This window comes from Sphingomonas sp. BK481 (assembly GCF_014194875.1).
GTDB classification, from domain to species: Bacteria; Pseudomonadota; Alphaproteobacteria; order Sphingomonadales; family Sphingomonadaceae; genus Sphingomonas; species Sphingomonas aerolata.
The window spans coordinates 46407-72243 of sequence record NZ_JACIAP010000012.1; the positions used below are offsets into that span (position 1 = coordinate 46407).

Annotated in this window: 28 protein-coding genes and 2 pseudogenes; 24 read left to right on the forward strand and 6 right to left on the reverse strand. The window is 63.1% G+C overall.

What is annotated here, in order from left to right; translation table 11 throughout:
- Positions 1-57: 57 nt before the first annotated feature.
- From FHY04_RS18460 to FHY04_RS18510, 12 genes are all read left to right on the forward strand, one after another.
- A complete protein-coding gene (locus tag FHY04_RS18460; RefSeq protein WP_133192200.1) occupies positions 58-2142 on the forward strand; it encodes a ParB/RepB/Spo0J family partition protein in 2085 nt (694 codons plus the stop codon).
- Between the two features lie 98 nt (positions 2143-2240).
- A complete protein-coding gene (locus tag FHY04_RS18465; RefSeq protein WP_133192201.1) occupies positions 2241-3179 on the forward strand; it encodes an ArdC family protein in 939 nt (312 codons plus the stop codon).
- Between the two features lie 27 nt (positions 3180-3206).
- Positions 3207-3698 (forward strand): hypothetical protein, encoded by a 492-nt coding sequence (locus FHY04_RS18470; RefSeq protein ID WP_133192202.1) that lies wholly within the window; start codon positions 3207-3209, stop codon positions 3696-3698.
- Positions 3695-3892, forward strand: coding sequence for a hypothetical protein (locus FHY04_RS18475; RefSeq protein WP_133192203.1), 198 nt, complete (start codon positions 3695-3697; stop codon positions 3890-3892). The genes FHY04_RS18470 and FHY04_RS18475 overlap by 4 nt, the downstream gene beginning before the upstream one ends.
- Before the next feature lie 290 nt (positions 3893-4182).
- Complete coding sequence (locus tag FHY04_RS18480; protein ID WP_133192205.1) at positions 4183-4392, forward strand: hypothetical protein; 210 nt, start codon at positions 4183-4185, stop codon at positions 4390-4392.
- A 54-nt stretch (positions 4393-4446) separates the two neighbouring features.
- The gene (locus FHY04_RS18485) at positions 4447-5091 is read left to right on the forward strand and encodes a hypothetical protein (protein WP_133192206.1); all 645 of its coding nucleotides are present in this window, start codon (positions 4447-4449) and stop codon (positions 5089-5091) included.
- 39 nt (positions 5092-5130) lie between these two features.
- Positions 5131-5421, forward strand: a complete 291-nt coding sequence (locus FHY04_RS18490; protein WP_133192207.1) for a hypothetical protein — start codon at positions 5131-5133, stop codon at positions 5419-5421.
- 586 nt (positions 5422-6007) lie between these two features.
- Positions 6008-7642, forward strand: coding sequence for a reverse transcriptase domain-containing protein (locus FHY04_RS18495; protein ID WP_240699137.1), 1635 nt, complete (start codon positions 6008-6010; stop codon positions 7640-7642).
- Positions 7643-7720: 78 nt separating this feature from the next.
- Positions 7721-7885, forward strand: a complete 165-nt coding sequence (locus FHY04_RS23075) for a hypothetical protein (RefSeq protein ID WP_335925475.1) — start codon at positions 7721-7723, stop codon at positions 7883-7885.
- A 42-nt stretch (positions 7886-7927) separates the two neighbouring features.
- Positions 7928-8308: a DUF6927 domain-containing protein gene (locus FHY04_RS18500; RefSeq protein WP_133192208.1), complete on the forward strand. Its 381-nt coding sequence runs from the start codon at positions 7928-7930 to the stop codon at positions 8306-8308.
- A gap of 32 nt (positions 8309-8340) precedes the next feature.
- Positions 8341-8553: a hypothetical protein gene (locus FHY04_RS18505; protein ID WP_133192209.1), complete on the forward strand. Its 213-nt coding sequence runs from the start codon at positions 8341-8343 to the stop codon at positions 8551-8553.
- The gene (locus FHY04_RS18510) at positions 8550-9065 is read left to right on the forward strand and encodes a thermonuclease family protein (RefSeq protein ID WP_133192210.1); all 516 of its coding nucleotides are present in this window, start codon (positions 8550-8552) and stop codon (positions 9063-9065) included. Before FHY04_RS18505 ends, FHY04_RS18510 begins: the two co-directional genes overlap by 4 nt.
- A 74-nt stretch (positions 9066-9139) precedes the next feature.
- On the opposite strand, the gene FHY04_RS18515 is transcribed toward FHY04_RS18510, so the two are convergent.
- The gene (locus tag FHY04_RS18515) at positions 9140-9664 is read right to left on the reverse strand and encodes a hypothetical protein (RefSeq protein WP_133192211.1); all 525 of its coding nucleotides are present in this window, start codon (positions 9662-9664) and stop codon (positions 9140-9142) included.
- Between the two features lie 101 nt (positions 9665-9765).
- On the opposite strand from FHY04_RS18515, the pseudogene FHY04_RS18520 reads away from it, so the two are divergent.
- Positions 9766-10410, forward strand: a pseudogene (locus FHY04_RS18520) (hypothetical protein); the annotation flags it as partial.
- A gap of 327 nt (positions 10411-10737) precedes the next feature.
- Here FHY04_RS18520 and FHY04_RS18525 read toward each other — a convergent pair.
- From FHY04_RS18525 to hmpA, 3 genes are read right to left on the reverse strand one after another with little or no spacing between them, the layout of a single operon-like run.
- Positions 10738-11127 (reverse strand): tautomerase family protein, encoded by a 390-nt coding sequence (locus tag FHY04_RS18525; RefSeq protein WP_133192212.1) that lies wholly within the window; start codon positions 11125-11127, stop codon positions 10738-10740.
- Positions 11127-12200, reverse strand: coding sequence for a nitronate monooxygenase family protein (locus FHY04_RS18530; RefSeq protein ID WP_133192213.1), 1074 nt, complete (start codon positions 12198-12200; stop codon positions 11127-11129). Before FHY04_RS18530 ends, FHY04_RS18525 begins: the two co-directional genes overlap by 1 nt.
- Positions 12201-12209: 9 nt before the next feature.
- Complete coding sequence (gene hmpA, locus FHY04_RS18535) at positions 12210-13403, reverse strand: NO-inducible flavohemoprotein (protein WP_133192214.1); 1194 nt, start codon at positions 13401-13403, stop codon at positions 12210-12212.
- Between the two features lie 86 nt (positions 13404-13489).
- Between hmpA and FHY04_RS18540 the strand changes: the two genes are divergently transcribed.
- From FHY04_RS18540 to FHY04_RS23080, 3 genes and pseudogenes are all read left to right on the forward strand, one after another.
- Positions 13490-13981 (forward strand): Rrf2 family transcriptional regulator, encoded by a 492-nt coding sequence (locus tag FHY04_RS18540; RefSeq protein WP_133192215.1) that lies wholly within the window; start codon positions 13490-13492, stop codon positions 13979-13981.
- A gap of 52 nt (positions 13982-14033) precedes the next feature.
- Complete coding sequence (locus FHY04_RS18545) at positions 14034-14807, forward strand: hypothetical protein (RefSeq protein ID WP_221211880.1); 774 nt, start codon at positions 14034-14036, stop codon at positions 14805-14807.
- A 53-nt stretch (positions 14808-14860) separates the two neighbouring features.
- Positions 14861-15232 (forward strand): annotated as a pseudogene (locus FHY04_RS23080) (DUF7007 domain-containing protein); the annotation flags it as partial.
- 541 nt (positions 15233-15773) lie between these two features.
- Here FHY04_RS23080 and FHY04_RS18550 read toward each other — a convergent pair.
- A complete protein-coding gene (locus tag FHY04_RS18550; protein ID WP_183937396.1) occupies positions 15774-16220 on the reverse strand; it encodes a hypothetical protein in 447 nt (148 codons plus the stop codon).
- Positions 16221-16471: 251 nt separating this feature from the next.
- Here FHY04_RS18550 and FHY04_RS18555 point away from each other — a divergent pair, with 251 nt between their 5' ends.
- The gene (locus tag FHY04_RS18555) at positions 16472-17029 is read left to right on the forward strand and encodes a hypothetical protein (protein ID WP_133192271.1); all 558 of its coding nucleotides are present in this window, start codon (positions 16472-16474) and stop codon (positions 17027-17029) included.
- Between the two features lie 169 nt (positions 17030-17198).
- Here the strand turns inward: FHY04_RS18555 and FHY04_RS18560 are convergent, their stop codons facing one another.
- Positions 17199-17417 (reverse strand): hypothetical protein, encoded by a 219-nt coding sequence (locus FHY04_RS18560; protein ID WP_133192272.1) that lies wholly within the window; start codon positions 17415-17417, stop codon positions 17199-17201.
- A 545-nt stretch (positions 17418-17962) separates the two neighbouring features.
- Between FHY04_RS18560 and FHY04_RS18565 the strand changes: the two genes are divergently transcribed.
- From FHY04_RS18565 to FHY04_RS18595, 7 genes are read left to right on the forward strand one after another with little or no spacing between them, the layout of a single operon-like run.
- Positions 17963-18253, forward strand: coding sequence for a CopG family transcriptional regulator (locus FHY04_RS18565; protein ID WP_133192273.1), 291 nt, complete (start codon positions 17963-17965; stop codon positions 18251-18253).
- A complete protein-coding gene (locus FHY04_RS18570) occupies positions 18240-20726 on the forward strand; it encodes a type IV secretion system DNA-binding domain-containing protein (RefSeq protein WP_133192274.1) in 2487 nt (828 codons plus the stop codon). Before FHY04_RS18565 ends, FHY04_RS18570 begins: the two co-directional genes overlap by 14 nt.
- A 3-nt stretch (positions 20727-20729) precedes the next feature.
- Positions 20730-23855: a MobF family relaxase gene (gene mobF, locus FHY04_RS18575; RefSeq protein WP_133192275.1), complete on the forward strand. Its 3126-nt coding sequence runs from the start codon at positions 20730-20732 to the stop codon at positions 23853-23855.
- The gene (locus tag FHY04_RS18580) at positions 23852-24094 is read left to right on the forward strand and encodes a hypothetical protein (protein WP_133192276.1); all 243 of its coding nucleotides are present in this window, start codon (positions 23852-23854) and stop codon (positions 24092-24094) included. Before mobF ends, FHY04_RS18580 begins: the two co-directional genes overlap by 4 nt.
- Positions 24091-24417 carry a hypothetical protein gene (locus tag FHY04_RS18585; RefSeq protein ID WP_133192277.1) on the forward strand — a complete coding sequence of 109 codons (327 nt, stop codon included), beginning with the start codon at positions 24091-24093 and terminating at the stop codon, positions 24415-24417. The genes FHY04_RS18580 and FHY04_RS18585 overlap by 4 nt, the downstream gene beginning before the upstream one ends.
- Positions 24407-25141, forward strand: coding sequence for a type IV secretion system DNA-binding domain-containing protein (locus FHY04_RS18590; protein ID WP_133192278.1), 735 nt, complete (start codon positions 24407-24409; stop codon positions 25139-25141). The genes FHY04_RS18585 and FHY04_RS18590 overlap by 11 nt, the downstream gene beginning before the upstream one ends.
- On the forward strand, positions 25128-25817 hold the full coding sequence (locus tag FHY04_RS18595) for a hypothetical protein (RefSeq protein WP_133192279.1): 690 nt from the start codon (positions 25128-25130) through the stop codon (positions 25815-25817). Before FHY04_RS18590 ends, FHY04_RS18595 begins: the two co-directional genes overlap by 14 nt.
- Positions 25818-25837: the final 20 nt, after the last annotated feature.

A 25837-nucleotide genomic window follows, 5' to 3' on the forward strand; every position in this document is an offset into this window, starting at 1 on the left:
GTGTCCGGTTGGGGTGCGGCGAGACGTCGCGCGGCCGGGCACCCGATGGAGACGACGATGACCCAGACCGTGCCACTCGCAAAGCTGAAGCGCTCCGAGAAGAACGTCCGTACTACGCCGCCGCGGAACATCGAGGCGATGGCCTCGAGCATCCGTGCCCGTGGCATCATGCAGAACCTCCTTGTCACCGCCGCACGCCCGAAGGGCACGTACGAGATCATCGCCGGCGATCGGCGCTATCTCGGCGCTATGATGCTCGCCGATGCCGGTGAGATCGACGCGGCCACCTACGACGTGCCGGTCAAAATCGTCTCGGGCAACGACGCGGATCTGCGCGAGGTGTCGCTCACCGAGAACTTCCAGCGCGAGCCGATGACAGCGGCGGAGGAGTGCGTCGCATTTCAGCATTTCCTCAAATCCGACGGTGACATCGACGCGGTCGCAAACCGGTTCGGACAGACCCGGCGCTTCATTGAGGGGAGACTCCGGCTTGCCAATCTCGCCGAGCCGATTTTCGAAGCGTTGAGCGAGGGGCGCATCACGCTGGAAATGGCGAAGGCCTACGGCTCCACCGAGGACAAGGCCAAGCAGGAGCGCGTTTTCCAGCAGTATGGTCACTCTTCCTACGTGAACGCCGATCAGATCCGCCGCGCGATCGCGAACGACACGATGAAGGCGAGCGATCCTGTCGCGATGCTCGTCGGCGCCGACGCCTACGTCGCCGCAGGCGGCAAGGTCGAGTGCGACCTTTTCAGCGAGGATGGTGACCGTTGGTCAGATCCGGAACTTGCCCAAACCCTCGCGGCTGCCATCATGGAGGCCGAGGCAAAGCGCGTCGGTGAGGAGCAGGGGCTCGCTTGGGTTCGCCCGATCGCGAACACCAGCCTGTACGGCGCGACCGCGGACCTGCACCGCGTCACGCTCGAGCCGGCACCCCTCGACGACGAGGAGGCGGCACGCTCCGACGCCATCGTCGAGCGCTGCGAGGCACTCGAGGAGCAGATGGCAGACGAGGATCTCGAAGAAGCGGCGTACGCAGCGCTCGAGGAGGAGTTCGAGCGGCTCCGCGAGGAATATCAGGCGCTCCACTCCAAACCGCCCGTGCTGGCCGACGAGATGAAGGGCAAGGTCGGCACCTTCCTGACGCTCGGCCGCGACGGCAAAATGACGCTCGAGTCCACGTACTTCAGCGAAACGCCGCTGAAAGGTGCAACCGGCGACGGTGCGACCAGCTCGAGCCGCAGCGCTCGCGACACCTCGTCGCTGCCGCCCGAGGCGGTTGCACCTGGCGGCAAGCCGTTGAGTGCGCGGCTTCATGACGAACTCGCGGTGCAGCGCCGCGATATCCTCGCGGCATCGATCCTTGCCGATCCCGCCCTGGCTCTCGACTACATGCTGTTCGCCATGGCGGACCAAGGTCGCAGCTATAGTCGCTACGGCACGACGATCACGGCCGGGCGCCCGCAGGATCCCCAGATGCCAAAGGACCAGCCGGCGACCCAGGCACAGCTCGCGATCGGTGAGGCGCGTGAGGCGCTGGTCAGCGACTGGACCACGGCAGCCAGCCCGGTCGAGAGGTTCGAGGCGTTCCGCGCGCTGGATGACGACGCCAAGGCATCCTGGCTTGCGGTCACAGTCGCATCGTCGCTCGAGGCGAAGCCGGACTACAGCTCGGCAAAAACCAACCCGCTACACGGCCGTCTCGCATCGATCCTCGAGATCGACGTTGCCAAGTGGTGGCGGCCGACATCGGCGAACTTCTTCGACCGCGTGTCGAAAGGTACGCTGCTTGCTCTCCTCACGGAGGTCGGGGGGCCGGTGCTCGCCGCACGCTACGTCGGCTCAAAGAAGGGCGAGATCTCGACGTCGTGCGAAAAGCTGTTCGCGGGCGAGGCCATCACCGAGGCGGAGACCAAGGAAGCGGCTCTTGCCTGGGTTCCGGATGCAATGCGCTTCGATGCTGTCTCCTCGCTTGGCGACGCGGACATTGACGAGACCCTCGACGATGAGGACGCCGGCGATGCCGAGGGCGGTCTCACCAGCGACGATCCCCTCGAGGAGCTCGCGGACCACGGCCACGACGATCACGAGGACGCACTCGAGCCCGTCAACGACGATGCGACGCTAATCGCGGCCGAATAGGTCCGCCGTCCACACGCTGCCTGGCCCATCTCGGGCCCGACTAGCGGCCGCCTCGACACCGGGGCGGCCGCCTTTTCCGTTTCTGGGGAGATCCCGACATGACTTTCCGTCGCAAACCTTCCGACAAGCCTCGCCGCGATGTCGCCGCCGAGATCACGAACCTGATCATCGAGAAACTCGAAGCCGGCGTGCTGCCGTGGTCTCGCCCGTGGGGCCTGACCGGTGCCGGCGGTCGACCGCTGCGACATTGCGGAACGCCGTACACCGGAATCAACAACCTCTACCTCTGGGCGATCGGCGACGCCTGCGGCTACTCGGCGCGAACCTGGATGACCTACCGTCAGGCCGAGGAGCTGGGTGGCCAGGTCCGCCGTGGCGAACACGGCTCGCACAGCGTCTACTTCTCGAGCTTCTCCAAGACCGAGACAGACCGGGTGACCGGCGAAGAGGCGAACAAGAGCGTTCGCTTCCTGCGCTCGTACACCGTCTTCAACGTCGACCAGATCGACGGACTACCGGTCTATTACTATCCGGTCTCTGCTCCGCCCGAACCGCGGATCGAAAGCGTGCATCGGGCCGCTATCGACGGGTTCTTCGACGCTCTGCCCGCTACCGTACGCCATGGCGGGGATCAGGCGTTCTTCTCGCCGATCGGCGACTACATCCAGATGCCGCATCGAACGATGTTCCGCTCGGACGATCACTATGCCAGCACGCTCGGTCACGAGTACGTGCACTATTCGGGCGCCCAATCGCGGCTCGACCGAGAGTTCGGCAAGAAGTTCGGCGACCAAGCCTACGCGTTCGAGGAACTTGTCGCATCGATTGGTCAGTGCCTCATCTGTGCCGACCTCGGCTTGCCGGGCGAGCTGCACGACAATCACGCCAGCTACATCGACCACTGGCTGCGTATCCTCAAAGGGGATTCGAGCGCGATCATCAAAGCCGCGTCCAAAGCAGAGCAGGCCGTCACCTGGCTCAAGAACGCTGCTGGCGAAGGGGCCGACGCCCGCAACATGCAAGCCCTCGCGGCATGACCGCGCAACCTCTCAGGAGCCCTCGACATGCACATCGAGCTGCGAAAGCTGAAGATCATCGCTGCACTCTCCGAGGAGACAGCCTGCTACACCGCGGAGGTCTGGGTGGATGGGCAGCGCGCCTTCCTCGCCTCGAACCATGGCCACGGCGCAGCCGACATGTTTCACCCGGTCGGTCAGGTCAGCGAAGCCAACGTCGACGCGTGGCTTGCCGACAATCGCGCGCCCACGCGCATCGGCGACACGGTGTTGAAACACACGCTGGAGTTCGAGGTCGCCGCGTTGATGACCCGGATCGAGGAGACGAAGCGGCTGCGGCGCGCCTTCCGCACCAAGCTGGTCGTTATCGAGGCCGGTAAGGTCTGGTCATACCCGCTGAAGGGCCGATCGGTCGCGGCTGTGGCATCGGCTGTCCAGCGGCAAAAGCCCGCCGCGCGGGTCGTGAACGACGATGAAGCCGCCCTGGAAGCAGCGATCACAATCATGATCGCTGCCGACGAGCTCAACAACGGGCCGTGACATACAATGTTCTGGCCCTGCTCGCGTCGGGTCCGCCCGACGCGGAATGGGAGGCTGAGAAGGCGGGCTGGCGCGCCCAGGTCATGGGCAATCTGGTCTGCTGCTACCGTGCCGGCAGCCGCCGTGCCAGCGCTTGGCACCGCGGCTTCGACGCCGCCCGCCGTTCCAGCGATCCGCTGGGCCTTATGCTGTGAAAGGCATGAACACTTGCATCAGGCTCGATAGGAGGTGACCCATGCTAGCCCTTCGCTTCGCTACCCACTTCATGACGAACAGGCCTGTCGACCGCGACACGCGTCGAGCTCGGCTGCTCGCTGCTCGCCGTTATCCAGTCGGCAGCGTGCCACGACGCGGCATCCTTGGCGGTCACTGGGATGGTGGATCCGTCGTCGGTGCGTTTCGATTGGGGCGCGGAGCCTTCCGCTCGGAGTGATGTAGCAACTGCTACGCCACCCCCACGCATCCTTGATCTCCCGGAGCAGACATGACGACTCGTCTCGAACTGATGACACGGGCGCTGTCGCTCTACGACGCAGCTGGCGACGGTGCGTCCAGCGCCGCCTGTCTCCTGCAGGGTGCGATCGATTCAGAACGCGGTTTGCGTCCCTTGCAGCCTGGCGAGGAGATTGATGCAGCTCTCCTTGACGAGGTCGCCGACAGCCTTGAGGCGCGGCCGAACATCCAGTCGGAGTAGAGGGAAGGGGGAGCGAGATTTCGAGCGCAATTGGGCGCTCGGGAGACCTCAGAGATGCCCTACGACGTCGCTTTCCGTCATCAGCAGGCGCTTGATCCCAGCGCGCTGACGACAATCGTCGCCGCCCTCCATGCCGTCACCACCGCGATCGACGACTGCCGAAACGCCGGCGTGCCGTTCGATGCCGATCCCGGCGTGCTGCTTCTCGCCCGTCACCTGGGCCACATAGCCGGTGCGGGCTCGGACGACACACTCCTCAGGCGTCGTTGCGAAGACAAGATCGCCGAATTGAAGCAACACCCGGCGCTCGCCACACTCGCTATTCGGGGGGTCGCGTACGACGAGGCCGCCAAGAACCTCTTCCATGTTGAGGGACGAGCTGCCCTGTACCGCCTGGCTGTCGCACTGGGGCTGAGGGAGGGCGACTTCGACCTACGATCGAACCGTGGCCATGTCTCGCAATCGGGCGAGATCACGCTGCAGACCGACGAGGTCCGGGTGCAACTCTCGCTTACCGCACTCGGTCCAGGCCACGAGGTGAACTACCGCCGCGTCCGCGGCCGTCACGATCACCTGGGCGATCGTGCCCGATACGCCATGGCCCGCGAGCTCCTCGCAACCGAAAAGTTCGCCGGACGGCTTCGTCGAGAACTGCGGCTGACGCCGATGGTACAGGCCCAAGCGCTTCTCGCCGGTTGATCGATCCTGCCCCTACATTCCTCCCGAAAGGAGCACTCCATGGGTTGGCTCAGCATGCCAATGTCGTCGATGGCCCCCCACTCGACGCCCAAGGGCTACCTCGATGCACAGTTCACATTCGATCGACGCGATACGGAAGGTAAGGGCAGGGCACTGCGTGTCGTCGCCTCGTCGTGCCTCCGCAACAAGGTCTGGTACGCAGCCGTGACCCCCAGCAACGACGGCATCGACGAGCCCACCGTCGCCGTGGTCTGCCTAGTTAGCTGGAACCCCCGCGCGAAAGACGGCTACGTCTTTGCGTATAAGGATAGTGCGCCGTTGTGGCGCTGAAAGGAGTATCAGTAATGATGAGGTAAGTTGAGGAAACCTCTGCCCGCCAAGCTAACCTTGGGTTCGAAAGACCTGAAATCCGGAAACGGACAGGGGACAACAGCATGCTTGGAGTAAGGCCGAAGGCGCTCCAGTCGTAAAGGAGCGATGCCGGTCAGGGCAAGACGCGTAAGGTGAAAGCTACACTGCTTAAATCCCAGTCTGCAGCGTTTTATATAGCGGAAGCTGGCGAAAGCGACTGACACGCCAGTCCCGGACGATGGCAAGAGTCTCATGTCTTGGCTCTTTGCTCCTCAGCCCGTCCGGCGCGCCTCTCGTCGAGGGGTTTAGTGGATGAACGGGACACCTAACCGCGTCGTATCTCCGATCAGTGTAACTACGGGATGCCCTAAACAGGCGGCTTCGGCCGACCTGCATGGGTACGGAGCCGCCATAGTACTCAAACGCCCGGGGTAATGCCCGGGACAGCTTCCCAGTCGGGGAGACGGTGCATCCGCATAAGGAACGGGCGACCGGGCCGAAAGCGGAGACCGCCGGGGGAAGGGCGGCAGTTGCGATACTTCAACCGAAATCATGGGGTGTGCTGATGCTACCTGAAACTGTGATGGCCCGGTTGGAGGCCATTCCGACGCTGGCAGCGTCGGGCAAACGAGTAAATGGGCTTCATCGTCTGATGGGGTCTCGGCTTCTCTGGGAGCAGGGACTCAAGAAGATCGTCTCCAATCGGGGGGCGATGACGCCGGGTGTCGATGGCGAGACCTTCGCGGACTTCGGTCCTGAAGACCTCGACCCATTGATCGCCAGTGTGGTGGCTGGAGCCTACAAACCGAAACCAGTGCGTCGGGTATTCATCCCGAAAGGCAAGGGTAAGCGGCGTCCGCTGGGGATACCCACGCGCGACGACCGCCTCGTCCAGGAAGTGGCGCGCCAACTCCTCGAAAGGATCTATGAGCCGGTGTTCTCGAACGCCTCGCATGGGTTCCGGCCGAGGAGATCCTGTCACACGGCGCTTGAACACGTTAAAGCCGTCTGGACGGGCGTGAAATGGCTTGTTGACGTGGATGTCGCTGGGTTCTTCGAGAACATTGACCATGACGTCCTGCTCAAGCTGTTGCGGAAACGGATCGACGATGAAAAGTTCGTTGGCCTGATCGGTGACATGCTGAAGGCGGGCGTCATGGAGGGGCGGACGCATAATCCGACCTACAGCGGCACTCCACAGGGCGGGATCGTGTCTCCAATCTTGGCAAACATCTACCTGCATGAGCTCGATGAGTTCATCGCAGGCCGGATAGCCGCCTTCGAGAAGGGAAAGGTCCGTGCCACGAACCCGGAGTACGGGAGAGTGGCAGCACGCATCGCTAAAAGGCGAGCGCGGCTCAAGCGTCTACAGGCCAGCGATAATGCTGACTTGGCAGCGATCGAGGTCTTAATCTTCGAGATCAAAGCTTTGTCGAAACAGATGCGTACCTTGCCGTCGCGAGACGCCATGGACGCCGGATATCGCCGACTTCGCTACTGCCGGTATGCTGATGATTTCCTTATCGGTGTGATCGGCAGCAAAGACGATGCACGACGTATCTTCGCGGAGGTTGGGTCGTTCCTGACCACCGAGTTGGCACTGAGCGTATCCGAGGAGAAAAGCGGTATTCGAAAGGCGAGCGATGGAGCTGCCTTCCTCGGTTACGAGGTGCGAACCTATACGGGACGTCAATGGACAGTGCGGAGCCAGCGCGGCTCGCAGCACTTCAGCCGTCGGCCTCCGTCAGAGGTGATGCAACTCAGCGTTCCTTGGGAGAAGGTTTTCGGGTTTGCCGCAAGGAAGGGGTATGGTGACATGGCTGTATTGAAGGCCAAGCATCGAAACATCCTTCTTAGCTGTAGCGATGTCGAGATCGTCCTTGCATATAATGCCGAACTACGGGGGTTTGCGAATTATTACGCCTTGGCGAGGGACGTGAAGCAAAAGCTCAACAGGCTAGAGTTCATCCAACGCTGGAGTATGTTCAAAACCATGGCCAGCAAGCACAAGAGTAGCGTACGTGCTGTTGCCGCCCGTATGAGGTCGGGGCAGGAATATCGCGTCGACTATTTGGTCGACGGCCAGCCTCGGTCGGTTAAGGTCTGGAAGCTGATGTATTTGGACCGTGGGTGGGTAGATAAGGCCAAGGTGGATATCCCACCGCGGACTCAAATCTATTCCCATTCACGGACGGATTGAGTCGATCGTCAGAACGCCAAGCAATGCTCGGCGTGCGGGCGGACGGACCGTCCGTGTCAGGTTCATCACGTCGAAGGGTTGGCCGATATTGCACAACGTGGTTTCGCTGCGGAGATGAAGGCTGCGCGGTCACGCAGGACGAGAGTCCTGTGCGACCTGTGTCATGTTGACCTACACCGTGGACGCTTGTCCGATACCCGGAACATGAATGGTATTATCGCAGCGGAGAGCCGTATGCAGTGAAAGCTGCACGTACGGTTCGGCGGGGGGGTCAGGGCTGACTCTTTGAGCAGCACCAACCCTACCCGACTGGACGAGACCATGGGTCCGAACGAGGCCGAGTGCCCCGAGCGGATCCTCTCACTGCTTGGCGACACCGACAACCCGTCCGCGCTCAACTGGCGACGACGCTGCCTCGATCGACTTGCCCGGCGAACGGACCGCCCGCTCGAGCATGGCATGCACATCCGACTGCCGCACCCAATCAAGTTCGTCGACGGATACGAGGGCACCGACTTTGTCGTTCACAAGCGCGGTCGGAAAATCGCGCTCGCCAAGCTCGGTTGCGATTATGCGGGTTATCGTATTTCCGGTCTGCGCGACATGCCGTGGACTATCGTACCGCCACCGACCCAGACCCGCGTCCACAAGACGGTGTTCGGTTGATCGCCACGCCGTCCAGCATCAGGATCAAACCCATGCTTCGCCACGATAACCTCACCGCCCCGCTGAGTCCGAAACGCTCGCGTCTATGCAGCCGCGCCAATGCGCAGGCGGTCGCCGCCCGCATGTTTGCCGCAGGAGCGCGCCACGTCTCGGTTGTGCGCACTGGAGACATACTGCAGCCGTTCCAGGTCGTTCCTGCCCTTGTCGATGGTCCCAACGTCGAACTCGAACTGCGTTACGCATGAGAACGATACTTCTCCTTGCGGTCATCACCCTTGCGGCATGTGGCGCGGCTGAACCCCAGGCTGAGCTCGCCCACGATCTTACCGGGCGAGCCCGCGCACTCGATGGCGATACCGTCAGCATCGACTTCCGTTTCTCCGGGGCCGACGCGTTCGAGCGGAAGCAGCTCTGCGAGATTGCCAGCGGCTGTTACCCCTGCGGCAAGCTTGCTCAGGACGCGACCGCGCGCATGCTGCGCTCCGGCGAGGCGACGATCCATTTGGTCGGCAACAGCAGCTATGGCCGGCCGGTCGCCGTCGTGGACGTGAACGGATCTGATCTCGGTGAACAACTCATCTCACAGGGATGGGCCGTGCCGGCGACCAAATATCTCAGCCGCGATCGAGATCGCGCCGCCCGGTACATGAGCGCCTACGACGAAGCGCGAACCAACAAGCGCGGCGCTCATGCTGGCAAGTGGATCGATCCCGAGAAGTGGCGTCGCGGCGAACGTCTCGCCTGCGAGCGAAACTAGAACAGATCCTTGATAGACAAAGCGGTCCGGCAACCAATGCCGGACCGCTCTTTTTTGCCTGAAAGGCTTCAGTCCTACGCGGGGCGCCCACGCTTTGCGGGACGATCGACGGGGTCGTACTCCGGACCCGGATCGTGCGACCAGGATGCCCCAACTGCGAATTGCGGCTCGAAACGGCCAAGCGGCCCGTCCGGTTCGGCTGCCACATAGGGCGTTTGGGAAAGCCGCTTTGGCAGCTTGCCGCGATGGAGATAGCCTGCCACCCGACCGCGTCCGAGCAGCAGCGCCTCCAGCCACAACAGGTCATCGATCAGTACGCACACCCCACGGCCAGCGAGATTGTAGTAGATGCACCGCTGGTAATCGTCGCACCCGTTGCCGAGGATCTGCGCCAGCTTTGCCTTACCGGCAGGGTCGCCCTCGTGGATCCATTCGCATGCCTCGCGAAGCTCCCGTACCGAGTAATAAGCGTCCTCCGGCTCCACACCCATCGAGGCCGCAGCGATGGCGCGCCGCGTGCCGCGGATATCGGGATTAAGCGAGGCATCGCGCAGCGTCAGATCGAGATCGATCGGCCCGGTGAAATCTTGAAGCTTCATGACCTACTCCTCTGTCAGCCGAACGTAACGTGAACATCTGCGACCATGCAAGTGTTCAACGACATCTTTTCTCCCTCTGATCTTCGGATATGATCGCACCTATGTGGCTCGTACCTCGCGACACTCGTGGGCTTGCGTCACGCACGAGCGTCCCAGACGTCGTGCGGCACGCCCTGGTGCGCTGGTACAGCGGGGATGGTGAGGACAGCGATCACCGCGCCTCGGTTATCATGGTCGTAAAGGCACGCGACCATCATCAGTGGATCGCGTGCGACTGCCTCGGGGAGGGCGCTGATCCACCGCTATTATCACCCGCTTACCTGTCAGAGGCCGAGACTTACTACCTGCGCCGCCTCACCAGCATCCGTCAGCGTCGACCCGAGCACCACGTCGACTGTCCCTTTTTCCGCGAACAAGCCCCGCCTCGCATCCGCGAAAAAGCAACCGCGACACCGCGCACGATCAACGAGCCGGAGGGTCTCTTCTCCGCCCACCGGCTCGCACCGGAGAAGCTCTCGCAGCTACCGGAAGACGACGAGCCAGACGACCGGACGCGCGGGGTCGCAATCCCGCGTCTCGCGCGCCTGTTATGGCAGATCATGGAGATGGCGCACGTCAATGTCGTCGAGCCGCTGGGTGTGGGAGAACCCCGGGAGGCTTCGATGGCTCTGGAGTTCGGGCGGTTGCGCAGTGCCGCCGAACGTGTCGAGATTGCCCCAGGCATTCCTCTGTCACGCCACCTATATGTAGCGGCTCGCAATGATGATCGCCCGGAACTGCAATAAGGGTCGTTTTCCGGCTCACATTGCGTGAGACGGTTCGACGCGGCAGGCGCACGATCACTGAGACGCAAACCACAATCGGTGCGACAGACCCACATTGCTGATCCGCCCGCTCGCGATAACCGAAACCACGAGAAAAGCCGGCCGTCGTGGACCAAGCGCGCGCTGATTTCGGAATTGAGTTTTCTGGCGACGGGACCAGGCGCAGCGGGGGTAGTTGTAGAGCACCAGAAAACCGGACGATTTCCTTGCGGTGCTCGCGTCCCCCACGATCGAAAGGGCCTCGCTCGTTCAAAGATCGCCCGAAAGAAATTGCGCTGTGCCGAACCCAAAGCTCCAGTCGGCGTCGCTATTCTCGATCACGGAAAACATCACGTCCTCCGGCGCAACACCGCAGCGTTCGGCGAGGCCGCGCGTCACAATCTGGTAGAAGGCCTGCTTCATTTCCTGCGAGCGCGGGCGCGTCGTCATGTGGATCAGCACGCGCTGTTCGGTGCGCTCGAAGCCAAGGCCGGTGTCCTCCATGACGAGGTGGGTGGCTTCATGCTCAGTGACGATCTGATAGCGATCACGGACCGGCACCTGAAACGCTTCTACCATCGCTTCATGGATGACCTGCTGCAATTCGGCGACGGCCTTTGCAGGGCGGCCCTTGACGATATGGATGTTGAGCAGCGGCATTACTGGTCCTTCCGATTGCGGACGGCGTTCAGCTCGCGCGCAAGTGTTTCAATAAGGGTGGCAGCAGGCAGGGCGCGCGACAGCGGCGCGCCCTGTCCCGCCCATTGTGCACCAAAGCCATGTTCACCGCGCGCTTTGGCGGCAGCATGGAGAGCTTTCCCGGCGTCGTAAGCAATGGGATAGTCGGGTGGCAGGCGCTCGGCGAGTTGCTCGATCAATGCCGTAAAACGGTTGGCAATCGCTCGCGCGGGGCGTCCGGAGATCAACGGTGTCATTGTCGTGTGATACGCTCCCGGAGCGTTTAATGCGGTACGATAGGCATCGTCAGCGGCGGACTCCGGACAGGCTACGAACGCCGTGCCGAGTTGCGCTGCAATCGCGCCGAGGTCGAGCGCGGCTGCGATGCCCGCCCCATCCATGATCCCGCCGGCAGCGATAACAGGGAGCTTGGTTTTCCGTACCACCAGGCGCGTCAGCGCAAGCGTACCAAGAGCATCGTCGGGCTTTGCCGGATCGAAGACGCCCCGGTGTCCGCCTGCCTCGATACCTTGCGCCACAATAGCATTGATACCGGCCGCTTCGATCGCATGCGCTTCCTCCAAGCTGGTGGCAGTCGCCAGCAGGTAGATCCCGCGCGCGCGCAGAGCGGAAAGCGCGTCGGCAGACGGCAAGCCGAAATGGAAGCTGACGACGGGAGGTTTCAGCGCGAGCAGCGTTTCCAGCATGTCGGCATCGTCGGCAAAGCTCTTATAGATCGTCCGCAACGCCTTGGGCGGCTCGGCGTCGAACTCGGCAAACAACGGCGCGAGCCATTCCAGCCACGCCCGTTCACGCTCCGGATCGGCCGTGGCGCTGCCGTGGACGAACAGGTTGACGTTGAAGGCACCGTCGATGCGATCGATGCGCGCGCGGGTTTCCTCGATCATCGCGCGTGCGCCGTTGGCGTCGGTCGCGCCGACCCCAATCGATCCTAGCCCGCCCGCATTAGACACCGTTGCGGCCAGTGTCGGCGTTGAGACACCGGCCATCGGTGCCTGGACGATGGGGAGCGTCATCTTGAGCCGGTTGAGCATTCTGGCCTCCTATGCCGCAAACGCTTCGTCAGTCGGACCGAACAGTTCGTAGTGAACCTGTCCCGATGGTACGCCCGCCCCGATCAGGCCGGGAACGAAGGAGCGCAGGAAGGGACGCGGACCACATAGGTAAAAGTCGGCTTGGTCGAACGGCGTATTGGCCTTCAACCAGTCGACCGTGACTAGCCCGGCTTCCGCATCGTCTGCCTCGCCGCGTCGTTCGTAGAAGGTGTGGACCTTCGTACCGCCATGCTGACCGGCCAATTCGCGGATATGGGCGTCGAGAGCGTGCGCCTCGCGGCTCGCTGTGCCGTGGACGTACCAGACCCGTGCGCCAGGATGCGCTTCCGCAATCATTTCCATCATGCTGACCATCGGCGTCAGTCCCACACCGCCAGACAGCAGCACGATTGGGCGTTCCGGCACGTCCGCGAGGAAGAAGTCACCGGCAGGCGGCGTAGTTTCTACGATCACGCCGGGGAAACCGTGATCGTGCAGGAACGCCGACGCACCCCCGTCCGCCTGCCGCTTCACGGTGATGCGATAATGATTGTCGCTCGGGCCGGACGAAATTGAGAAGTTACGTTTCAAACCGGGCAGGCCCGCAGCGTCGAAGCGGAACGTGAGGTACTGGCCGGCGCGATGGCGCAGCACTGGACGACCATCGACGGGCTTGAGAATGAACGACACAATGCCTTCGCTCTCCGGCCGACGCTCAGCGACGACGAACTTGCGCCAGTCGGTCCACCCACCTTCGTGGGTCATGATCTCGGCGCGGATCGTGTCTTCGCGCCCGGTTAAGATATTGGCGAGAAACCAATATGCCTCACCCCAAGCTTCAAGGATTTCCGGAGTGGCAGCGTCGCCTAGCACTTCCTCGATCGCGCCAAGCAGGGCTGTTGCGACGTAGGGATAATGCTCGGCTTTGATGGCGTAGCCGATATGCTTTTGTGCGATCCGTTCGACCGAAGGCCCGAGCGCACCAAGATTCTCGATGTTGCGAGCGTAGGCAAGGACGGCGGTCGCGAGCGCATGGACCTGTGCGCCGTTCTCCTGATTGGCTGTGTTGAACAACGCAGCGATCTCCGCGTCCTCGAAGAGCCGACGATACATCGCGCCCGTGATGGCGCTGCCATGCTCGGCCAGGGCTGGAACGGTGGCCTTCACGATGGTGATGGTTTGCGGTGACAACGACGCGGACATGGGCGACTCCGTAAAGAGGTATTCTAGATGCCTCTATTGTCGACGCCATATACATGCAAGCCAAATACCGGTATTAATGAGCCCAAATGAAGCTGACCCGCTACACCGATTACGCGTTGCGCGTGCTGATCCACCTCGCCGCGCACGAGAACGAGCTGGCCTCAATCGGCCGGATCGCGTCGCGCTATCTTATATCGCAAAACCACCTGATGAAGGTCGTGCAGGATTTGAGCCGCGCCGGTTTTGTGGAGACGATCCGAGGGCGGAACGGCGGTTTGCGGCTCGCGCGGCCGGCAGCGGAAATCAATGTCGGCGAATTGGTACGCCATACCGAAGGCGGCTTCGATCTGGTGGAATGCGGTGGATGCGTGATTGCCCCGGCATGTGGCCTGCCACGCATTCTCGCAGAGGCGACAAAGGCGTTCCTCGCCACGCTGGACCGCTACACAATCGCGGACCTCTCCACACGACCGGCCGATCTGCGCGCGCTATTCGCGTTGCGCGATACCGATGCCGCAGTCTCGGACGACGTTCTGGACTCGGACGGTATTACCATGAGTGACGATCAGCATAGCTGAGCGGGCGGATCAGCAATGTGGGTCTGTCGCACCGATTGTGGTTTGCGTCTCAATGATCGTGCGCCTGCCGCGTCGAACCGTCTCACGCAATGTGAGCCGGAAAACGACCCTTATTGCAGTTCCGGGCGATCATCATTGCGAGCCGCTACACCTATACACGCACATCGAGCCGTACCAGCGTGGTATCGTCTTCGCAAAATTGCGCGAAGCGGCGCGCCACTGGCCATCCGAACATGCGCCGCAAGCTTTCCTCCTGCTCTACGCCGTCGATATATCAGGAACGACCGTCACGCTTGCGGGCGGTCACGAACTGATCGTCAAAAATCGTATTCGGCATATCGGCGTCCATCAGCGCCGGATCGGTCCTCCCTTTCTAGTCCTGGCCGTCATCGGCGAGCACAATCCTCGTGAAGGGTATGCCGCGCTCCGGGCGTATGCACAGCCAATCGCCCGCCCTTCCAATTTCATCGCCGTACACAATGCCGCAGAGCGCCAGACTGTCGTCGGCCTGCTTGATCTTCAGTATCGGCTACGTCGACGCGGGATAGGAATCGGCTTCAAAAGGCTCCTGTTCGATGTCCCGACCAGCTCAGGTGAGGTCCGGCCCGACCTTCTCCTCGACTTACGGGATTTCACCACCGGAGAGGTGCTGGAGGCCGCCCTTGAGGTCGTGACCGGACACGATGCCGATACACTCGGCATGAAGATGCGGCAGGTCGAGAAGCTTCGAGAAATTGCGCCGGTGGTCACCATACACGCCGAGGATCTCGAGCATGACGCCCTCGAGGCGGCCGTGCTCGACCAGCTGCATATCGGATCATCCTAGATCCAGTGAAGGAGAGAGGGAGGGGCCTGTCCGATCCAGAAGGGAGATGACAGATGACCCGCTTCCAGCCGAGCCCTCGACCAGAAACCACGCCATGGGGCTCACCCGATCGCGCCGACCAGGTCCTGCCCGGTATATGGCGCGTCTGCACCCCCAGCCATGGTGGCTACGTCCTGTCCGACGAGCGCCAGGCAGCTATGGCTGATGCGCTGCGCCGTACTGACCCTTTCTACGAGGAGGACGTCGACTATGCGCTGGTACTCTATGGCTTTGCGAGCGAGTTCCGGCGCCTGCCGGTGCCCGGGATCGCCCTCCAAGTCGAGAATGCCCGTAGGTCGGTGCGGTGCTGGCATCCTGATCGCTGGACCGCTCTGACCGGCGAAGAGATCACTGTCGGCGAAAGCCACGTCGTTCGACGTCGCGCCGCCTACACCGCCATTATCGGCCAGTACGAAAGCGTCTCCAGGAGGTCGATCGCGGTGCACACTGGATCGCACGCGTCGACATCTTCGATGCGCCGCAGATCGCTGGCGGGCGTGGCGATGCCGTTGCATCGCCGACGCTGCCGCTACGCATCGCGCCGTGCCGATCGCCCCAGCGGACGCCGCAGCGGCACTGCTCGCTCGCATCACGGCGACCCCGTCGGGTCGCCAGTTCGCTACGCCTCGCGCGCCGGCGCTGGAGACCTGGTGGCACCCACCGCACCGGCTCGCTCGCATCGCGGCCGCGCAGTCGCGCGTCGCGCTCGCTACGCCTCGACCGGTGCGGTCCATGGCAGGGTCGCGCCCAGCCACCGGCACGGCTCGCTAGCGGGCGTGGCGATGCCGTTGCATCGCCGACGCTGCCGCTGCGCATCGCGCCGTGCCGATCGACCTAGCGGATGCCGCACCGGCACTGCTCGCTCGCATCACGGCGACCCCTTCGGGTCGCCCGTTCGCTACGCCTCGCGCGCCGGCAATCGGGACCTCATGGCACCCGCCGCACCGGCTCGCTCGCATCGCGGCCGCGCAGCCGCGCGTCGCGCTCGCTACGCCTCGACCGGTGCGGCCCAAGGCAGGTCGCGCCCAGCTTCGCGGCACGGCTCGCTGGCGGGCGTGGCGATGCCGTTGCATCGCCGACGCTGCCGCTGCGCATCGCGCCGTGCCGATCGACCCAGCGGATGCCGCACCGGCACTGCTCGCTCGCATCACGGCGAGCCCTTCGGGTCGCCCGTTCGCTACGCCTCGCGCGCCGGCGATCGGGACCTCGCGGCACGCACCGCACCGGCTCGCTCGCATCGCGGCCGCGCAGCCGCGCGTCGCGCTCGCTACGCCTCGACCGGTGCGGCCCAAGGCAGGTCGCGCCCAGCCTCGCGGCACGGCTCGCTGGCGGGCGTGGCGATGCCGTTGCATCGCCGACGCTGCCGCTACGCATCGCGCCGTGCCGATCGCCCCAGCGGATGCCGCACCGGCACTGCTCGCTCGCATCACGGCGAGCCCGTCGGGTCGCCCGTTCGCTACGCCTCGCGCGCCGCTCCAACCTCCCGCCTAGAACGCACCTCCTACCGAACTCTAACTGGTCGAGCTCGGTCCTACGGACCGACGCTCCCATAGACGATCTGTGCGACCCTTACGGGTCGAGGGAAGGAGGCTTTGCCAAAGTGATTTCACTTGGGAGGCAAAGCCATGTCGATCACTTTCTTTCTCAGCGCCGGGGCAAAGAACGACGTAATGCCCGCTACCATCACAGCGCGCCAACTTGCTGCCTTTCGGTCGTTTGCACGCACGCGAGACGAACTTGTCGAGCAGGAAGACGACGATCCACTCGAAGCAGGCAGCTTCGAGGCTCGCGTCTGCCCATGGTCACTTGCCAGCATCTGCGCACTTTTCGATCACGACGAAGGCGTCATCGCAGTTGTCGAGGAGGCTCAGTTCCGTGGCCTCAACGTCCGCTTCTATCGTGACGATCAGACCCGTTCAATTTCGATGCGAGTCGCCGATACGCCCGATGGTTCGCGCACGGTCAATTTAGTCGATCAGACCGCCCATCACGTGCTCGACGCGATGCGTCTCACTGACGACCACCGCGGAAGCATTCCAATCGCTGAACTGCGCCAGATCCTAGCGGAGCCTACGGTTCGCGAAAACCTCCACCAGCTGGACACCGGAATGTCGCTGGACCGCCTCGATCAGCTGGCTGACCAAGCCGATACGGATCACGATTTTCGTCTTGTCTGGGGTTAGCCTCCCTTCGGACAATCTCAGGGGGAGCTGGGAAACCGGCTTCCCCTTTTTTTGCTCGATAGGCTCCAGCTCGCGATGCCCAACCAATTAGAAAAAAAGGGGAGGGCCTAACGGCCTCTCCCCTTTCATTTTGCCCGGCAGGCGCCAGCCTGCCTGCACAGCTGTCCTTCTACGCGGCGAGACGCTTCGCGACTTCAGCTACGCCCATCGACTTTACCGCTCCAAGGATCGATCGAATCTGCTCCGAGTCACCCTTCAGAAGCCCCGACTTCTCCACCTCTTTGAGGAGCTCAGAACGCTCCCTTTCCGCAAGCTGGCGACGTCGCTCGTCCAGCTTCTTTGCCTCAGCCGCGAGCTGCGCGCGTTCCTCCTCGATTGTGCGTGCCATCGTCGTGCCTTTTCCTGATGTGTTGCCAGCCTCCGGGTAGGACGATGACAGGCGTTTCGACGTGTCGCAAGCGAGAGCTAATATGACGGCCTTTGGCCGTCGGAAGCGCCCCCGATAATCCGTGCTTTGCCGGATCATCGAACAGGGTTCGACGGACCTCGCCTTTGGCGGGTCCGTCGTGGGTGCGGATCGCTTCGCAAACCCGACACGTCGCCACCTAAAGCTGGACGCCTCCGGCGGCTTTCCCTTCGGACCCTGACTCAACATGGGGACGAAGAGCAATGATGCTTCGGACCACTATGACAGTCCCTAGGATAGGCACACCCTATGCGGCGACCGCAGGTGTAAGTGCCTGAAAAGGAACGTGTATTCCGTGGTGATACCGTAGTCGTGTGTAATACGGCTCCGTTGTGCCCGCTAACGCACTGATTTTGCGCGGAAACCGGTGTAGTTGCACGTAACACAGAAAGCATCTTCCGCTACCGATCGAACGGAGCTAAGTTGGCCTCTCCGAAACTCCCACCATCCACAGTTTGGATGGTGCAATGTCGAACCCACCTATCACGCTGCGTCTGTCTGACGACCAGCGAGCGGCCATAGACCGTGCGGCATCCGACCGGGGTATTTCCCGTTCCGAGATCATCCGCCTGGCGTTGATTTTCGGCGTCCCGCTTGCGGCAGCCAGCCACTCCTTCAACGTTAGTCGCGTGCTGCTCATCCTTGAGCAACTTTCAGCCTCGATGGACCTCATCGTCACCCGGGAACATCCCGACTACGCTGAGCGGATAATCGACATCGCTCAGGAGCGCGTGGAGGCCCACCATGCGCAAAGGTGATATCCGCTTCAACGGGCAGGCCGCGGTCGTCGAGCACGCCTCCGCACGCGGCCGGATCACGCGAAACTCGGGCAATTTCACGCGCGGCTCCCAGCTGCTCTCAAGCCAGTACAAAATGGCCTGGGCCGCGTCGCTTGTGCCCGTGTGGATCTGGCTCGGATCCTTCATCGTCCTATTCAACATCATGGTCTGGCTCGGCTTGGCCGAGCACGAATTTCAGCTCGACCTGATGAAGCTCTATTCGACCATCTGGACGTGGGTGGATGGAGACCGCTTCCACCTGATCAATCTGACCCTTCCAAATGGCAGCGTGACCAAGGTGCCGATCGGCTACGTACCCTTTGAGCCGAACGTCGTTCACGCCTGGAATCAGACGGTCAAAATCTTCCTCACGACGCTGGTGATGGCGACGGCGGTCGCGGTCCCGCTGATCAGCTGGTTCATCACCTGGGCGAACAAGCGCGGCCGTGACGTTCTGACCGAGCGTCACAACCGTGGATCGATGCTAGTCGAACGGCAGCTGCTGCTCGACAACGTACGCCGCCACAACCTCATTCAGTTCCGGAAGGAGTGCGCCGAGCACGATCCTCCCTACGACCCAAATATGGTCGCCAAAGCCCCGATCATCGACCGCGTCGACGACGGAATCCACGTTCCATACTCCATCGCAGGGATTCCCTATCCGTGGCGCCTAGAGCAGAGCCACACGATGCTGATCGGCACGACCGGGACGGGCAAGACGACGCAGTTGCGCAGCCACGTTTCCCAGATTCGCAAACGCGGTCACAGAGCCGTTATTTTCGATCTCACCGGCACGTTCTTGGAGACGTTTTTCGACCCCGAAACCGACGTAATCCTTAACCCAATGGACGAACGCTGCGCCCCTTGGACGCTGTTCGATGAGTGCCGCAACTATGCCGATTTCGTATCGGCAGCAGCGGCACTGATCCCGTCGCATCCCGACGACAAGGAACCGTTCTGGCAGAACGCTGCGCGAATGCTTTTCATCGAGATGTGCCTGAAGCTGCAGGAGGCAGGCGAGGGCAACAATGCCGCGATCGCCCATCACCTCATGACCGCCGATCTGAAGAAGATCCACGCCCAGCTTGAGGACACCGTTGCGGCGCCGCTGACGACCGAGAAAGCCGCTCGGATGGCGGAATCAATCCGGTCGGTGCTGAACGTCAACGGACAGGCGTTGCGCTTCATGCCGGACCCGGTCGAGGGCGGGGCTCCGGCGTTCTCGATTCGCGACTGGATCGCGACCGATAATCGAGACGGATCGATCATGTTCATCACCGGCTCGTACAACGACCTGGAGATGACCCGCGGCCTCTTCACGCTGTGGATCGACCTCGCCGTCAACAACCTGATGCGACTGCCCAAGACGCGCGATCTTCGCACCTGGTATCTCTTTGACGAGGTCCATGCGCTGCACGCCCTTCCGGGGATTGAGCACGGCCTTCAATCGGCCCGGAACTTCGGGGGCGCCTTCGTCCTCGGGATCCACTCATTCGACAAGCTCGTCGCGACCTACGGTCTTCAAAATGCCACGGCACTGACGGGCCTCGCGCGTACCAAACTGATCCTCGCCACGGCGGACCGGACTACCGCGGAGAAATGCTCGGAGTTCATCGGCAATCGCGAAGTGCGACAGGTCGATGAAGCCTACAGCTACGGCTACAACAATACCCGTGACGCATCGACGCTCACGCCGCGCACCGCGGTGGAGCCGCTGGTGCTTCCAGACGACATCACCGACCTTCCCTCGCTAAACGGCTTCGTGAAATTTCCGGATGGTTTCCCGGCTGCTCGGATCAAGCTCACCTACAAATCTTATCCCGAAGTCGCCCCGGGCTCGATGCCCCGAAAGGACTTCAAGCCAACCCCGTACATTTCGCCGGAAGAGCGGCGAAATCGGGCGGCTAAGAACAAGGGCGCGGATGAGGGAGGCGAGGGTGGCCGGGAGCATACGCCCACACGGCCCGTAGGAGGCGTGGAGGAGCGGGGCGAGAACGAGCCGGAGCGGACGGCTCCCGAGCCTCGAAAGGGTCAGAGCGAAGCCGAGAAGGCGGCCGCGGCGATGGATGTCGTCGGCGCAACCCAAGTGGCTCTCGACCAGATCCCGGGTCGATCCGGTGGAGCGGCTCCGCAAGGCACCGGTCCAACGAAGTCCGGCGACGCAAAGGAGGCACCACCTTCACCTGTGAAGGCAGCCCGCGCCGGTCTCCGCCTCACCGATCCGGGCATGACCCGTAGCCTTGATCCGGGCCAGCAGACCGCGCGTGGTGACGGTGCCCGCTCCATCGGCAACCCCGTCCTCGATCGTCTCGACGACGACCGTCAGGAGGATCAGTCGGTCCGCGAACTGCGCGACGGCTTCGCCACCATCGGCAACGCCGACCATCATCATCGCCACCACGGGCACGACCAATCGCCCTCGGTCGACGATGACATGGACATGGGGATGTAAGCGATGCTTTCCGTCGCCTCCGTCAAGTCGGCTTCCGGCGCAGCGAGCTACTTCGCCAAGGACGACTATTACACCGCCGAGCACTCCTCCGAGGCGACCCTCTGGGGCGGCATTGGGGCTGCAGAGATCGGCCTCAAGGGGGAGGTCACCAAGGAGGCGTTCGAGAAGATCCTCAACGGTGAGATGCCATCGGGCGAGAAGGTCGGCCAGGTGCCGAACCGGCAGCACGGCGTCGACCTGACATTCTCGATGCCGAAATCCGCGAGCATCCTCGCCTACGTCACTGGCGACACCCGCATCCTCGCAGCTCATATGAACGCCGTTAAGACGACAATGGCGTGGGTCGAAAAGACGTTCGCCGAAGGGCGCACATACGACCGCTCAAAAGCGGGTGACGCAGTCCGCACCGGCAACCTCGTCTACGCCATGTTCCAGCACGACACGAGCCGTGCGCTCGACCCGCAGGGGCACATCCACGTCCTCGTCGCCAACATGACCAAGATGGCCAACGGGGTCTGGCAAGCGCTGCACAACGGTCAGCTATGGAAGAACAACACCACGATCGGTTCGGCCTATCACGCCAATTACCGCGCCGAGCTGGCGAAGATCGGCTTTGAGACGTCGGTTTCCGGCAAACATGGCCAGTTCGAAATCAACGGCGTGCCCAAAAAGGTCATCGAGGCCTACAGCCAGCGCAGCACCGACATAAGGGCGAAGGCTGCTGAGCTTGGCATAACCAACCCCAAGCAGATCGATCGGATCACCACAAACACCCGCGATGCGAAGCTCAACGTCGAGGATCGCGACGCTCTCCGTGCAGCGTGGCGCGACCGTGCGGCGGAGATGGGGTTCGACGGCCGGGCCCTGGTCGAAGCCGCGAAAGCACGAGCGAGCGGTAATGCGATAGACAGCAAACCAGGCACCATGGAGCGCATCCGCGAGACCATCGCCGGCATCCGTGAGACGCTTGGGGACGCTTTCCGCCCGAACGATCCGCTGATTGTCAGCGGCCTCGAGCGTCTGCGGATCTCTCCGGTCGACCTACGAGCCCAGCACGCTGTCGCCTCCGCCATCCGGATCCACGCGCAGCGCGAAGCGGCGTTCTCGATCCCCGACGTCGTGAAGACGGCTCTCGATCGCGGCCTGAAAGGCGTCACACCCGACCATGTCGACCGGCGCGTGTCCGAGCTCATCCGCGCCGAGCAACTGATCCCTGGTAAGCAGGACCGCATCGATGGCGTCGTCACCCACGTCACCACGCCGGAGGCGCTCGCAACCGAGCGGGGCATCCTAGCTGAGATCGAGCGGGGCAAGGGACAGGGGCGCGTCATCGTCTCGCCGGAGACGGTGATCGCTCGGCTCCATGCCGCTTCCGGCGACAAGGAACTGAACGCTGGCCAGATGGCGGCCGCAACGATGGCACTCACGTCCTCCGACCGCATCGTCGCCGTCCAGGGCGTGTCGGGCGCCGGCAAGTCCACGATGCTCGCGAGCGTCTCGCGCAACGTCGAACAGGAAGGGGGCAAGGTCGTCGGCTTGGCGCTGATGAAGGCCACCTCCGACCGGCTTGGCGCGGAGGCCGGCATCGAGAGCCGCACCGTCTCTTCCTTCGTCCACAGCTACGCCCGTCATGCGCTGGCAGGAAAGGGTGCCGACTATGACGGCGCCCGCAACGAGCTGGCCGGCACCACCATCATCCTCGACGAGGCGTCCATGGTCGGATCGGACCAGATGAAGCACCTGGTCGGGATCGCCAACGCGCTTGGGGTCGATCGATACCTGATGATTGGCGATCGCCAGCAGATCACGGCGGTCGACGCCGGCAAGGCCTTCGCACTCGCGCAGGCGGGCGGGATCACGATGGCGCGCATGGATGAGAACCTGCGCCAACGAACCGAGCAGCTGCGGACCGTTGCTGCGCTCACCAATCGCGGCGCGGCTCGCGAAGCCATGGCGATGCTCGGCAACAAGGTGACTGCCAATCCCGAGCACGTGAAAGCGGCATCCGAACACTGGCTAGGCCTCACGCCCGAGCAGCGGGCCTCAACAGCGATGTTCTCGTCGGGGCGGGTGGCCCGTGCCGAGCTCAACGTCCGCATACAGGAAGGTCTCGCTGCCGAAGGGACGCTGAAGGGTGAGGGAGTGGAAATTGGCGTCCTCGATAAGGTCAACCTGACCCGGGAAGAACTCCGCTACCCCCAGGCTTACGAGGCGAAGGGCGATGCACGGCTCGTCATCGATCTGCGGTTTGCGATCCGCGAGCTTGGCCTGCCGCGGGGCACCTTTGACGTGATCGGGGTCAATGCCAAAGGGCATGTCCAAGTCCAGATCGGCAACAAGGTCAAAACCTTCGACCCGCAGAAGATCTCGCCTCTCGACAAGACCGATGCGATGCAACTCGCCCAGAGGGAGGAAATCAAGCTCCACGAAGGCGACAAGATCCGCTGGACGACGAACGACAAGGATCGCGGTCTCAACAACAACGACATCGCGCGCGTGCTGTCGGCCGATCCGTCAGGGATCAAGGTGGAGGCGAGCGACGGGCGCATCCATGAGCTGAAGCCCGGCGACCCTATGATGGAGCGCATCAGCCTCGCCTACGCGCTCAACATGCACGCCGCTCAGGGCATCACCGCCGACAATGCGATCGCCGTAATGAGCTACAAGGAGTCCAACCTCTCCAATCAGCGGCTCTTCAACGTCACGGTCACACGCGTCCGTGACGATATCCAGCTGTTTACCGACAATCGCGAGAAGCTGACCCAGGCGATCGAGCGCAACGAGGGTAACAAGACCTCCGCGCTCGAAACCACCGGCGAGTTGTCGATCGACCCAGCGCGAAGCTCGCTGCCGGAGAACGGAGCGGCGTCGGGTCTAGGCGGCAGCCCGAGCGGCTTGGGCTCCTCCGGCTCATTCAACCCGACCCTGCCTCCCGATCTCGATCGAGGACCCGAGAAGCTGGTCGGCGACAAGGCGGATATGATCACGCTGGCCGCGATGAGCACAGGCCCGACAGCGCCTGACTTCAAGAACGATCCCACCCTCTCGGCCGCATCGCTGCGGATCGGTGCCGAGCCGCCCGCGATCGAGCTGCCCTTCCCCGAGAAAGACATCGGACTGGAGCTATGACCATGCCCACCACGCCTCTCACCCTCGAACATGTGCTCGCGATCAAGCATTGGCATCCGTGCGACCTCAATACGCACACGCTTGCGGAGTGCAGCCGCCTCGCGCAGCACGACCACGCGCTGCAATGGGGCGCCGAGACACTGGCCATGGCCTCCGTCTTCGCGCTGACCTACGCCGTCCTTGTGCCGGTCACCCGAGCGCTGCGGGCATCGCGTTCCGTCGCGGATGTGCCGGCATGAGCCTCTCCGATCGCGACTTCATGCGTGCGCGGCCAACCGGGCGCACCATCCGCCTCGACGCACCGCCAGACGGCGCGATCGAGGGAGCGGGCTGCGAGCCACCACGTCCGCAGCAGACGCCGCAGGAGCGCTTGTCGCCGGCGCAGGGTCAATCTGCGCGCGCGATGACCCGAGTGCGCCTGACGAGCCTCCTAGCGGCGTTGGTTGCCATCTTCACGCTCGCCTGGGCTCTCGGATGCGCCGTGATCGGCGCGTCGCTGCAGACCGAAGGCGGCTCCTTCACCCCTCCACAGCACGAAAGGTCGCTTCGTCATGGGGATTAGCTATCCGTTCCGCTTCCAGCATGAACCCGAGCCGGCTCGGACACGGCTGACCATCGCTGAGCCCGATACATTGGTTGCCGACACGCTTCGAGCGGTGCGGAAGGGCAACGGTGACCGGATCGTCGTGATCGGCACCGGCGACGCCTTCATTGCTCTGGCAGACCAAACGCGCGACCTCATGATCGATCCGGCGCGCGGCAATTGGGACTTCTTCGCCGATCATCCGAGCAGCTACGCGCGATCGTCCGCGGTCGAAGCGCTCATCCCCATTGATCCACGGGACCTCGACCCAAGCTGGCGCTATGCGTCCCGCTACGTCCTCATGCGGGCCGTCGACCATGTAGGCCTGCAGCCCGGCGCCATGCTCTCCGGCGTGCGCGACCTTGTTCGCGATCTTCCTCCTGATGCGATAGCCGAGCTCGCCGGTCACGATCCGACATGTCGCAAAGCCCTCCGTTGGGCCGAGACGGTGCTTGCTGGCGTCAGAACGCCGTTGCAGTCGATCGCCGACCACGATCCGCGGATGCCCAAGACCTCGATCGTGCGCTGGTTAGCTGGGCCTGCCTCGGCTCTGCTCTTCGTTCACCGCGACCCAGACCGACCCGACCATGAGCCGCAAGCCGTCGTCGCATCGCTGCGAGACCATGCGATGCTTGGACGGATCGATGTGGACATGGCTACTAGCTACGCGCCCTTCACGGAGAGCCAAGATGGGGCTCGATGACCGCGCCTACATGCGCGAGCGCTACCGTAAGCGGCAGGGCTTCGCACCCGAGCGCACTACGTGGAACGACTGGAAGGCACGGCGCGAGCTGCAGTCAGGCCCGACCTGGTTCGTCAACAAGAACGGCGGCCATCGTCATCGGAGCGGTCGCTGGGGATCCTCGAGCAAGAGGCGAGCGCTCCTTGGCATCGGCCTCGGGAGCCTGGTCCTAGTGGCCGCAGCGACGCGCATGGGAGCGCCATTCTGGCTCGCCGAGCAGTTCACGGGAATCATTCTCGGGCAGCAGCACGGATTTCCCGCATCCGGCACTGTCAGTGTGCCCGCAAACATCGACATGAGCCGCGTTGTTGCCAAGCTGACCGTTCAAGGCGGCAGCGAGAATGCGATCGTCCAGATGATCGACGCTAAGACGGGCCGGAACACCCTGTCGATCTACGTGCGCGCCCATGAACGGGTGACGGTGCCGGCGCCAATCGGTGGCTTTCACATGCGGCTCGTCCACGGGCGCGAATGGACCGATGGCAGAAAGCTGTTCGGGAAGGGCACGCTGCACGAAGAAGTCGATGGCGTGATGCGCTTCACCCGCAAGGTCGGTCATGTCCTTGATCTCAGGCTTGGGCACGACAGCAACCTGGCTGTGCGTCGCATCAACCTTCGTCCGGCGCCGCTCGCATGACGACACCGACCAAGATCACG

Excerpts from the sequence above, each read along its gene's own strand:
- FHY04_RS18460 (WP_133192200.1), top strand. The coding sequence starts at position 58 with ATGACCCAGACCGTGCCACTCGCAAAGCTGAAGCGCTCCGAGAAGAAC.
- FHY04_RS18465 (WP_133192201.1), top strand. The coding sequence starts at position 2,241 with ATGACTTTCCGTCGCAAACCTTCCGACAAGCCTCGCCGCGATGTCGCC.
- FHY04_RS18470 (WP_133192202.1), top strand. The coding sequence starts at position 3,207 with ATGCACATCGAGCTGCGAAAGCTGAAGATCATCGCTGCACTCTCCGAG.
- FHY04_RS18480 (WP_133192205.1), top strand. The coding sequence starts at position 4,183 with ATGACGACTCGTCTCGAACTGATGACACGGGCGCTGTCGCTCTACGAC.
- FHY04_RS18485 (WP_133192206.1), top strand. The coding sequence starts at position 4,447 with ATGCCCTACGACGTCGCTTTCCGTCATCAGCAGGCGCTTGATCCCAGC.
- FHY04_RS18490 (WP_133192207.1), top strand. The coding sequence starts at position 5,131 with ATGGGTTGGCTCAGCATGCCAATGTCGTCGATGGCCCCCCACTCGACG.
- FHY04_RS18495 (WP_240699137.1), top strand. The coding sequence starts at position 6,008 with ATGCTACCTGAAACTGTGATGGCCCGGTTGGAGGCCATTCCGACGCTG.
- FHY04_RS18505 (WP_133192209.1), top strand. The coding sequence starts at position 8,341 with ATGCTTCGCCACGATAACCTCACCGCCCCGCTGAGTCCGAAACGCTCG.
- FHY04_RS18510 (WP_133192210.1), top strand. The coding sequence starts at position 8,550 with ATGAGAACGATACTTCTCCTTGCGGTCATCACCCTTGCGGCATGTGGC.
- FHY04_RS18515 (WP_133192211.1), bottom strand. The coding sequence starts at position 9,664 with ATGAAGCTTCAAGATTTCACCGGGCCGATCGATCTCGATCTGACGCTG.
- FHY04_RS18525 (WP_133192212.1), bottom strand. The coding sequence starts at position 11,127 with ATGCCGCTGCTCAACATCCATATCGTCAAGGGCCGCCCTGCAAAGGCC.
- FHY04_RS18530 (WP_133192213.1), bottom strand. The coding sequence starts at position 12,200 with ATGCTCAACCGGCTCAAGATGACGCTCCCCATCGTCCAGGCACCGATG.
- hmpA (WP_133192214.1), bottom strand. The coding sequence starts at position 13,403 with ATGTCCGCGTCGTTGTCACCGCAAACCATCACCATCGTGAAGGCCACC.
- FHY04_RS18540 (WP_133192215.1), top strand. The coding sequence starts at position 13,490 with ATGAAGCTGACCCGCTACACCGATTACGCGTTGCGCGTGCTGATCCAC.
- FHY04_RS18545 (WP_221211880.1), top strand. The coding sequence starts at position 14,034 with ATGATCGTGCGCCTGCCGCGTCGAACCGTCTCACGCAATGTGAGCCGG.
- FHY04_RS18550 (WP_183937396.1), bottom strand. The coding sequence starts at position 16,220 with ATGCGTAGCGGCAGCGTCGGCGATGCAACGGCATCGCCACGCCCGCCA.
- FHY04_RS18555 (WP_133192271.1), top strand. The coding sequence starts at position 16,472 with ATGTCGATCACTTTCTTTCTCAGCGCCGGGGCAAAGAACGACGTAATG.
- FHY04_RS18560 (WP_133192272.1), bottom strand. The coding sequence starts at position 17,417 with ATGGCACGCACAATCGAGGAGGAACGCGCGCAGCTCGCGGCTGAGGCA.
- FHY04_RS18565 (WP_133192273.1), top strand. The coding sequence starts at position 17,963 with ATGTCGAACCCACCTATCACGCTGCGTCTGTCTGACGACCAGCGAGCG.
- FHY04_RS18570 (WP_133192274.1), top strand. The coding sequence starts at position 18,240 with ATGCGCAAAGGTGATATCCGCTTCAACGGGCAGGCCGCGGTCGTCGAG.
- mobF (WP_133192275.1), top strand. The coding sequence starts at position 20,730 with ATGCTTTCCGTCGCCTCCGTCAAGTCGGCTTCCGGCGCAGCGAGCTAC.
- FHY04_RS18580 (WP_133192276.1), top strand. The coding sequence starts at position 23,852 with ATGACCATGCCCACCACGCCTCTCACCCTCGAACATGTGCTCGCGATC.
- FHY04_RS18585 (WP_133192277.1), top strand. The coding sequence starts at position 24,091 with ATGAGCCTCTCCGATCGCGACTTCATGCGTGCGCGGCCAACCGGGCGC.
- FHY04_RS18590 (WP_133192278.1), top strand. The coding sequence starts at position 24,407 with ATGGGGATTAGCTATCCGTTCCGCTTCCAGCATGAACCCGAGCCGGCT.
- FHY04_RS18595 (WP_133192279.1), top strand. The coding sequence starts at position 25,128 with ATGGGGCTCGATGACCGCGCCTACATGCGCGAGCGCTACCGTAAGCGG.